Origin of the sequence: Yinghuangia sp. YIM S10712, from assembly GCF_051388935.1 — a bacterium.
Lineage (GTDB): Bacteria > Actinomycetota > Actinomycetes > Streptomycetales > Streptomycetaceae > Yinghuangia.
The window spans coordinates 1-8798 of sequence record NZ_JBPKBI010000049.1 but is presented as its reverse complement, the minus strand read 5'-3'; the positions used below and the strand labels follow the sequence as shown (position 1 = coordinate 8798).

Annotated in this window: 8 protein-coding genes; 7 read left to right on the top strand and 1 reads right to left on the bottom strand. The window is 72.3% G+C overall.

The window, feature by feature from the left end:
* The first annotated feature begins 353 nt into the window (after positions 1-353).
* Entirely contained in the window at positions 354-872 is a 519-nt protein-coding gene (locus ACRX5W_RS32915; protein WP_436792068.1) for a DUF6083 domain-containing protein, read from the top strand.
* A gap of 208 nt (positions 873-1080) precedes the next feature.
* Here ACRX5W_RS32915 and ACRX5W_RS32910 read toward each other — a convergent pair whose 3' ends face one another.
* Complete coding sequence (locus tag ACRX5W_RS32910) at positions 1081-1299, bottom strand: hypothetical protein (RefSeq protein WP_436792067.1); 219 nt, start codon at positions 1297-1299, stop codon at positions 1081-1083.
* A 443-nt stretch (positions 1300-1742) separates the two neighbouring features.
* On the opposite strand from ACRX5W_RS32910, the gene ACRX5W_RS32905 reads away from it, so the two are divergent.
* The 6 genes from ACRX5W_RS32905 to ACRX5W_RS32880 all read left to right on the top strand — a co-directional run bounded on the left by ACRX5W_RS32905 (position 1743) and on the right by ACRX5W_RS32880 (position 8699).
* Positions 1743-3956: a protein kinase domain-containing protein gene (locus ACRX5W_RS32905; RefSeq protein ID WP_436792066.1), complete on the top strand. Its 2214-nt coding sequence runs from the start codon at positions 1743-1745 to the stop codon at positions 3954-3956.
* Between the two features lie 61 nt (positions 3957-4017).
* A complete protein-coding gene (locus ACRX5W_RS32900; RefSeq protein ID WP_436792065.1) occupies positions 4018-4242 on the top strand; it encodes a hypothetical protein in 225 nt (74 codons plus the stop codon).
* Between the two features lie 647 nt (positions 4243-4889).
* A complete protein-coding gene (locus tag ACRX5W_RS32895) occupies positions 4890-5216 on the top strand; it encodes a hypothetical protein (RefSeq protein WP_436792064.1) in 327 nt (108 codons plus the stop codon).
* Entirely contained in the window at positions 5213-5389 is a 177-nt protein-coding gene (locus tag ACRX5W_RS32890; RefSeq protein WP_436792063.1) for a hypothetical protein, read from the top strand. Before ACRX5W_RS32895 ends, ACRX5W_RS32890 begins: the two co-directional genes overlap by 4 nt.
* On the top strand, positions 5386-6957 hold the full coding sequence (locus ACRX5W_RS32885) for a relaxase/mobilization nuclease domain-containing protein (RefSeq protein ID WP_436792062.1): 1572 nt from the start codon (positions 5386-5388) through the stop codon (positions 6955-6957). The genes ACRX5W_RS32890 and ACRX5W_RS32885 overlap by 4 nt, the downstream gene beginning before the upstream one ends.
* 113 nt (positions 6958-7070) lie before the next feature.
* Entirely contained in the window at positions 7071-8699 is a 1629-nt protein-coding gene (locus tag ACRX5W_RS32880; protein WP_436792061.1) for a hypothetical protein, read from the top strand.
* Positions 8700-8798: the final 99 nt, after the last annotated feature.

Here is an 8798-nt window from a genome sequence, read left to right as displayed (position 1 = left end):
ACGGCTTCCTCGCAGGAACCGGACTGACCTGACGAAACATCAACAACCCAATTCGCAAAGATCAGTAAGGGCGCAAGCGGAGCGCGGCGTCCTCAAGAAGGCGAACCACCTGGTGCCTTCCGTTCTCGTGAACAGGGACCCACGTCCGATCCGGCTGCCTCCCGAGATGGTGAATAACTGCTGTCGAAACTCGTGAGCAAAACCACCGGGTAGACCCGAACGCCGGTAGCCGGCAAGCCTTATCCCTTCGTGACGTCCGCGTACGCCGGAACCAAAACGGTGTGTGCGGCCGTTCGCCGTCCATGCGGGCCGGGAACGATGACCGCAGGGGACGGACCAGCACAGGGGGGCCGATGGCGGAGCGGTGCGAGGCGTGCGACGGAGCCGGGGGACGCTGGATCGCGAGCCTGGGGGTGACCTTGTGCGCGGCGTGCGCGCAGGCCACCGCCGGACACCCCGAACGGCCGCCGGTCCGGCTGGCCGACGTCCTGGCGGCGACCGTCGACACCCTCGCGTTCACCCACGGCTCGGACACACCCGTCCCTGATCCCCGTGGCGCGGGCGGGACCGCCTGCCGGGCCTGCGGCTCGCCGTCGTCGTGGCACCGCACCGTGCGCGGGCGCTGGATGCTCGTCGAACCTGGCGACTGGCCGACCCGGCACGTGCCGACCGGCAAACGCTGGCGAATAGCGGGCGACGGAACAGCCGTCAACCTCGGCGCGTCCTCCCCGACCGACTCCTGCCGGATCAGCCACTTCGACGTCTGCCCGTCACGGCCGGCCCCCACGGACTCGGCGTTCCTGCTGGCGTTATGGCGCCGCCACACACACGCCGCGCAGGCAAACCCGGCATCGCACGACGACGGACCATGAAGTGGCGGTCCGTGACCGGGATCGGTCCCCGCCGGCCTCGCCGACGACCGCGCCCTGGCCGTCCTTGCACTCGACACGCCCGCAGTGTGGACGATCGTCTCCGGCTATTTCACCGGCGACCGCGGCGCGGCCTGGCACGCCGCCTACGAGGACGTCACCGCCGCCTGGCAGGTCACCGGCATCCCACCTGACCCTGCGGTGCGGTTCCTCACTTGTCGTCAGGTCCCGTGTTATCCGTACCGCGGGCGAGGATGCCGAGCATCCGGTACTCCATCGCGGTCTCGGCGCGGATCACCTTGGCGCGGTCGATCGGACCCTGGAGCTGCCCGGCGTCCAGGCCCGCGACGACCCGACCGAGACGCGTGAGGTCACCACCGCACAAAAGCTCGTTGAAAGCCGCCGGGCTGAACTTCAGATCGTGCTGCACAAGTTCTTCCGCGAGGCGGACTCAGAGTCGGCGACGTCGCGTACCCGAGCCGGAAAGCCCTCGCGCGGGCGAAAGTGCGCAGCCGGAAAGCTGAGCGCCCGTCACCCGTTCGGATGAGCCGTGCCCCGGGCCGTTTCGGCCCGCGACAAGTAGCCACACCCCCGGCAGAACGCCACACGCTCCGCTCCGGCTGCAACGGCGGGATCTTGGGCGGGAGCAAGTGTGCCACAAGGTGGCGCGATCGATCGCGAACGTCCGGGGGCACGTCGGCGTCGACCAGGCGCTGCCAGGCGTCCGGGTCGCTCGTGCGGTCCACGAGCGGGGCGTGTGCAGGCTACGCCGACGCCGGTGGTTAAAGCACCGGCAGGGAACGCACATTGCTTGGCACAATGTGCTGTCGAGCCGACAGCGTGCGCGGCAGGTGCAGCCAGGGGGAGGGGCTCATGGAGGAATTGGGTGACGGCGAGCGGGTCCTCGCCCAAACCGCGGCGCTCTTCTCGGCGCGTGGCGACCTCGACATGATCGACCTGCTCCGCGCGGTGCGCCGACTCGACTTCGTACGCACGGACGACGGCTACGTCACGGAGACCAACTGGCACGACTACTACTGGGCCGCCGTGTTCTACGTCGAAGAAATCGACCGCCCGGCATTCACCGACGAGGTGGTGGCGCACGTCTTGCCCACACTGATCGAGGTCTGCCAACAGAACCAGCACGGCGATGTCGACCGCATCGAGATACATCCCCTTCTTCCGGAGCCGACCACGGACTGGCGCCGGTCGGTCGCGACAGCAGCCCCTCCCTCGGAGGCCCACCCCAATCGGATCACCGAGGTCACCCGACGCCGAATCTTCGACGCGCTGCGGCTGGCGGATCTGCATTGGGCCGGCGGCCTGGATGACGTCGACTTCCTCGAACGCATCTACGCCTTGGATCAACTGCCCAGCGGAGACTCACGCTTCAAGACTGCTGCAGGCGACATCATCCAGCACCGGTTCAATAACCAAGACTGGGATGACGACTGGGTCTTCACCGACCCACGCTTCGACCTGACCCACGGTCCGGACGACACATTCCTGCGCTTCCTCGCCGAAATGGTCCACCCCGTCGTCCGTTCCGACCCAGGCGAAGTTGCACAGCTTCTTGACCTGTTCAACGAGCCTCTGGGGCGCGACGGCTACACCATTACAGCGGTCGACAGCATCAGCGGCCATCCCGTCTACGCCGGACGACGCATACCAGTCTCCATCCCCACCTCCATCGCCGATCGCGGTCCGACCTCGAACCCAGGAACAGTCGAGAACTCCGGTTCCAGCTCGACGGGCTACGAGGCGGTCCGTCGCCGCGCGCGTGGCGTCCGCAGGGACTACGCAGTCGACGCGAAGCGGTGGAAGCATGGCGGCCAAGCCGACATCTTCCAAGCGACGCACAAGACCTCTGGCACCAGAGTCGTCTACAAGCGGCGCACCTCCAGGATGGAAGACCCAGTCGCTCGCATGCGCCGTGAGATCGACGTGTCCCGAATTCTTGAGGGCCACGCCCACTTCATGCCGATCCTCGATGCCAACGCGGACGACGGATGGATCGTCATGCCGATCGCCCAGGCCACAGCAGCCGAACGCCAAGGCGACCTGCAAGACCCGAGGAAGCTCCTCGAACTCGTACACGCCCTGATCGATGTCCTCTCCGCGGCGCATCGCCAAGGCTGGCTGCACCGCGACATCACCCCGCACAACGTCCTCCTGCTCGACGGACGATGGACTCTCGCCGACTGGGGGCTCGTCCGGCGTCCGCACGGGCAGACCACCAAAGTCGACCGCACCCGCTTCTCCCTCGGCACCGAGGGCTTCGCCGCCCCGGAAATGTCCACCGCACCTCACGCCGCCACCGCAACCTGCGATATCTACAGCATCGGACGTGTGATCTCCTGGGCCCTGACGGGGGAGAAGCCCCAAACCAACCGGCAGCTCTTTCCGTCCCCCGGTCCCTGGCGCACCATCGTGCGCCGTACAACCGAACCTGATCCGCAACGCCGCCCGCAGAACGTGCAAGACCTCCTGAAACTCATCGACACCGAACTCGCGGGACCCCCGGCATCACTGGAAGACCGAGTCCGCACCCTTGGGCTCCAGGCCCAGCAGGGCGATCAAGCAGCCATCGAAGGACTCTTCGACCTCGCCGTCGAACACCCCCACCATTACGACCTCCACCTCCAATTCCTCACGGGCCTACGCCCCGAAGCCGCAGCAGCGCACCTGCTCACCAACCCCGACCGCGCAACCACCGTGCTCGACTCGTTCTTGCACTTGGTGGGCGGCAACGGCAACCACCGCGTCCAGTTCGGCGAAGCTGCCCGCGCCGTTATGTGGCTGCACCGCATCAGTGCGGCAGCAGTCCAACGCGAAGCATGGGACCTCCTCGACGAAGCCGTCCGCTGCATGTTCACCTGGGATGGTGCATGGGACCAGTGGCGCGCCCAGGACCAGGTCATCCCGTGGTTGCGCACTCTTTCCGGCAACGCGGCCAGCATCGTCGCTGCCGCACTCCACGACCACCCCAGCGCGGCCAGCCACTTCGGCCAACTTGCTCAGGATGGCGACGTCGACAGCGGCATCCGCCACCAGATACAAACGGCCATCGGCCGCAGTCGCTTTTGACGATGACGCAACCGCGTTCCGTCTTGCTGTGAGTTCTCATCCATGTGATGCGGTTGCGGTGGTGGCGTGGTTTGCCGGGCATGTCCCCGGCCATCGCGGCGGCATTCCGTCCGACGGTCCCACCGCACGCGATCGCGAAGTGCTCGCCGCCCTCGACCGCGCCGCTGCCGCTGAGGGCCGGACGGTGACGGCGCGGGACCTTGCTGCGGAGCTGGGCGTCCACCCCGACTCCGCGCGGCGTTTGCTGCGCCGCGTCGTCGCGTCCGTCGGGCGGCCGGGGAGCTGAGGGCCTGTCGCCCGTTCGGGTCGGCTGCGGGGTTTGCTGCGCCGGGTCGCGGTGTCCGTCGGGCGGCCGGGAGCCGAGAGTCCGTCACCCGTTTGGGTCAGCCTTGTCGCGGGCCGTCGCCTGGCGGTGAGCGGGCGCACCCCCGGCGGGACGCCGTACGCCCGGCTCCGGGCTGGAACGGCGGGAGCAAGATATGGGTTGGGATATCTGATTGCGCCTGGTTGGTGTGTGGTGACGCTGTGTTCCCGGCACACTCCTGGTAGTCGTGGGTCCTGTCAGGCGGGGCTGCGGGTGCGGGAGGTGGACTGGTGTCGACGTCGGCTGAACCCTCGCCGCCGGCCGCGTCGCCGCCGCCTGGACCGCCATCGGCTGGACCGCCATCGGCTGGACCGTCTTCGGCTGAAGCGTCGCCGTCGGCTGAACCGTCGGCGGTGCCGCCGCCGGGTCGCACGCCCTCGCCGCCGACCGTGCCGCTGCCGGCTGAACTGTCGCCGTCGGTTGTGCCGTCGCCGGGTCGCACGCCCCTGCCGTCGGCTGGGGCGTCGCTGTCGGCTGGAGCGTCGTCGTCGGCTGAAGCGTCGCTGTCGCGTCGTAAGCGTTTGGGGCGGCAGCGTCGGGTGCCGGGGGGTCGTTCTCGTCAGGTGTTGGTGAAGCTGGACGAGGCGGGTTTCGCGGTGGTGGCGGGGCGGGCTGCGGCGTTGGGTGTGAGTGTGCCGCGGTTTCTTGCGGAGGCGGCCCTGGCGGGGGAGGTGCCGACGGTTACCGAGCGGCATGCGGTGTACGGGGAGCTGGTGGCGGTTCGCCGGCTTTTGGCGGTGCTCGGGAACGACGTCAACCGGATCGCCCGCGACCTGAACGCGGGCGGGCAGTGTCCCGGTGGTCTGGACGCGGTGCTCGCGAAGGTCCGTGCCACTGCGGAACGCGTGGACGTGCTTGCCGAGGGTCTGGCCCGCAGCGGTGGTCGGGGCCGATGAACAACAAGGTCGTGCGGGGCTCGGACATGCCCGGCCTGCTGTTCTACCTGGGTGGTCTGGACGCGGTGCTCGCGAAGGTCCGCGCGACCGCGGAACGCGTGGATGTGCTTGCCGAGCACCTGGCCCGCAGCGGCGGTCGGAACGGGGGGCGGGACGGGGGTCGGGGCCGGTGAACAACAAGGTCGTGCGGGGCTTCGACATGCCGGGCCTGCTGTTCTACCTGTTCGGCCCGGGGCGGCGGAACGAGCACGCCGGTGCGCGGGTGGTCGCGGCCGCGGACGGCGTCGACACCGAGGTGGGCCCCTGGGTGCTCGCCCGTCAGGTGGACGCGCCCGCCCGCCTGTACGGGACCCCGGTGGCGCGGGGGCATGTGTGGCACTGCTCGCTGTCGGCGGCGCCGGGGGAGCGGCTGGACGAGGGGCAGTGGGCCGAGGCCGCGCGGATCCTCGTCGCGCGCCTGGGGTTCGACGAGACGCCCGAACGCGCTCCGTGCCGGTGGGTCGCGGTCCACCACGGGTCGTCCGCGGGTGGGAACGACCACATCCATGTGGCGGTCTGTCTGGTCCGTGAGGACGGCGAGCCGGCGGACACCGCCTTCGACTACCGCAAGGCGTCCGCCGCGTGCGCGGCGATCGAGAAGCGTTTCGGCCTGACCGTGGTCGAGGGCCGCGCCGGGCGCGGTACCCCGGGCCTGACGCGCGCGGAGATCGAGGCCGCCGCACGGCGGGGCCGGCCCGAGCCGGACCGCACCGCGTTGGCGCGCACCGTCCGCGCAGCCGCCGCTCACGCCCGCGGTGAGGCGGACTTCGCCCGCGCCCTGCGGGGCGCCGGGGTCTTGGTCCGTGTCCGCGAAGGCCTCGGCGACGCGGTCGTCGGCTACGCCGTCGCCCTGCGCCCGGCCGGCGGCCGGGAACCCGTCTGGTACGGCGGCGGGCGCCTGGCCTCGGACCTGACCCTGCCCCGCCTGCGCGCACACTGGCCGCCCCTCCCGGCTTCCGGCCACATGGCGGCGTGGGACCTTGCGGGGGCGGATGCGCGCCGCGGGGAACAGCGTCCGTCCGCCCCGGTGTCCGGCCACGCGGCGGCGTGGGACCTTGCGGGGGCGGATGCGCGCCGCGGGGAACAGTGTCCGTCCGCGCCGGTGTCCGGCCACGTGGCGGCCTGGCGCCCCGAGACGGCCGCCGCCCGCTGTGGGGAACAGCGCCGCACGGCGGAGGCGTGGGACCGCGCGGCGGCCCGCGTGGCCGTGGCCGTCCGCGACCTGCGTGAGGTTCCTGCCGGTGACACCGCCGCCTGGGCGGGCGCGGCCCGTGAAGCGTCCGGCGTGCTGGCCGCGTGGTCGGCGCGGCTGGAGCCCGGCCGGCCCGGCCCGATGGCGCGCGCATCCGATGTCCTTGCCCGTTCCGCGTTGACCGGGCCGGGCCAGCCTCGCCCGGTCCGCTACCGCGCGGTCCGGGACCTGCGCGGCGTCGCCGCCGTCGCCGCGAGCGCCGACCTGTCCGGCCGCCGCGGCCAAGCCGAGCTGCTCCGCCAGCTGCGCGCGATGCTCGACGCGATCCGCGACGCCGAGATCGCCCGGCACCGCGCTGTCCAGGCCGCGCGTATCGAAGCCGCCGCCTGGAACGACCTGCGCCGCGTGCACGCCGCTCTGCGCGCACCCGCGACCGGGGCGCCGGAAACGCCCGGGCCGGCGCCGCGCCCACCGCGGCACCGCCCGCCGGAACGCGGCCCGGCCCGCTGACCGGACCGCCACTGTCTGGAACGGGGCCCGGCCCGCTGACCGGACCGCCACTGTCTGGAACGGGGCCCGGCCCGCTGACCGGACCCGACCCGAAGTCACACGGGGAGAAGACGATGGAACGGGAGTTCGGCGAGGTCCAGGACGCCCTTGCGGACCTGATGCGTCAGGTCGTCTCGGCGGCGATGCGCCGTGCGGAACTGGCCGCGCGTGCCCGCGAGCAGGAGGCCCGCGACGCCGCCGCGAAGTCCGAGGCCGCAACCGGCGAGGCACGGAGTCGGCTGCGCGCCGAACGCGAGGCGGCCATGCCGCTGATGCGCCAGGCCTGGGACGACCGCTGGTGGCGACGCGTCGGCGCCGACCCGCACCGCCTCGGGCCCGTGTGGCAGGCCGCCACCGAATGGGCCGCCGCGGACGACCCGTACGCCCAGGCGACGCTGCAGCACCTGCGCCGCGAGGTCGCGGCACGCTACGGCATCGAGGCGCCCGGCATCACCGCCACCGCCGACGAGCTCGTGGCCGCGCTGACCGCGCCGCCGCCCGCACCCGAGACCGAGACGCCGCCGCCCGCCGCCGACGCGACGGCCGCCGAGGCGACGGCCCCGACAGCCGAACCGTCCTGGTACCGCGTGGTCGTGCGGCGCGGCCCCACCGTCGTCGAACACCCGCTGCACGCCTACGACGTCCACGGCACCGACCCGCGCGTCCTGGCGGCGCGTCACCTCGCCCGGTACGGCGAGACCCATGCCCTCGACAACGTGCGTGTCGAGGTCTCGGCGTCCACGATCGACGGCGCCGAGGGCCCCCTTCTCGCCCAGGTCACCGCCGCCGACCACCGGCAGGTCCTGGCCGACGACGAAGCCCGCCGCCGCGCCGAGGAAGAGCGTCGCCGCGAGCTCATCGCCAACCCCGCCGGCGGCACCCCCGATGAGCTCGCGGCCGCGCTGTCCGACGAGGCAAGGCGGCTTCGCCGCCAGGCCGACGCCCTCCACAGCGAGGCGCTTCCCCACGACCCGGCGGACCCCCGCGCCGCCCGCCTGAACACCCTCGCCGACGCCTTGCGCGCCCGCGCCGACGGCCTCGCCGTCTGGCGTGACGCTGTCCGCGCCGAGCAACGCGGCGAAGACCCCGCCACCGTCCACCGGGCCGCCCGCCTGCGCGCCGAGCTCGACACCCCCGGCCTGCCGCCGCCCTCACCCCACGAGATGGGCGGCATCTGGGACCACGTCCAGCACTGGCCCGACGGCCAGGCCCGCACCGCGATGCTGGACGACCTGCGCCGGCGGATCAGCGAGCAGGCCGCCGTCGACATCGCCCGCGACGCAAGCGGCGTCCGCGTCACCGAGCAGATCCTCGCCGCCCATGCCGCCGGCCCCCGCGTCGACGTCTGCGACCCGACCACGGTCCAGGCGCTGCGCGCCGCGTACGCGCAGGTGTGGGGACGTGCTCTCGACCGCGACGAGACCGCCGAACTCGTCCGCCTCGTCGCCGAGGGGTTCACCCAGCCGCCTCGGGTCGACGTGGCCGCCGCGGCGTTCGCGGCGGCCGTCGAACGCAGCCGCGCCGCCGTGGCGGCGATGCCCGACCGCGAAGCCGCCGAGGCGGCACGGCTCGCCGACGAAGGCTTCTCCACACCCGCCCGCGCAGCCGCCACCCGGCCCGAAGCACCCGACAAGCCCCGGCGACGAGGCGGCCCGAACCGCGCCACGGCGCGTGCCCGCACCCCACGCGGCCGCGAACGCTGACCGCCACGTACCGGGCGAACTCGTTGCCGGGCTACGGGACCAGGCGGCCGTCGCCGTCGCGGCGCAGCCCGCCGTAGTCCTGACCGGGGATGGGCCGCA

Bases quoted from the DNA above. Each gene is read 5' to 3' on its own strand.
- ACRX5W_RS32905 (WP_436792066.1), top strand. From the start codon at position 1,743: ATGGAGGAATTGGGTGACGGCGAGCGGGTCCTCGCCCAAACCGCGGCG.
- ACRX5W_RS32890 (WP_436792063.1), top strand. From the start codon at position 5,213: ATGAACAACAAGGTCGTGCGGGGCTCGGACATGCCCGGCCTGCTGTTC.
- ACRX5W_RS32880 (WP_436792061.1), top strand. From the start codon at position 7,071: ATGGAACGGGAGTTCGGCGAGGTCCAGGACGCCCTTGCGGACCTGATG.
- ACRX5W_RS32915 (WP_436792068.1), top strand. From the start codon at position 354: ATGGCGGAGCGGTGCGAGGCGTGCGACGGAGCCGGGGGACGCTGGATC.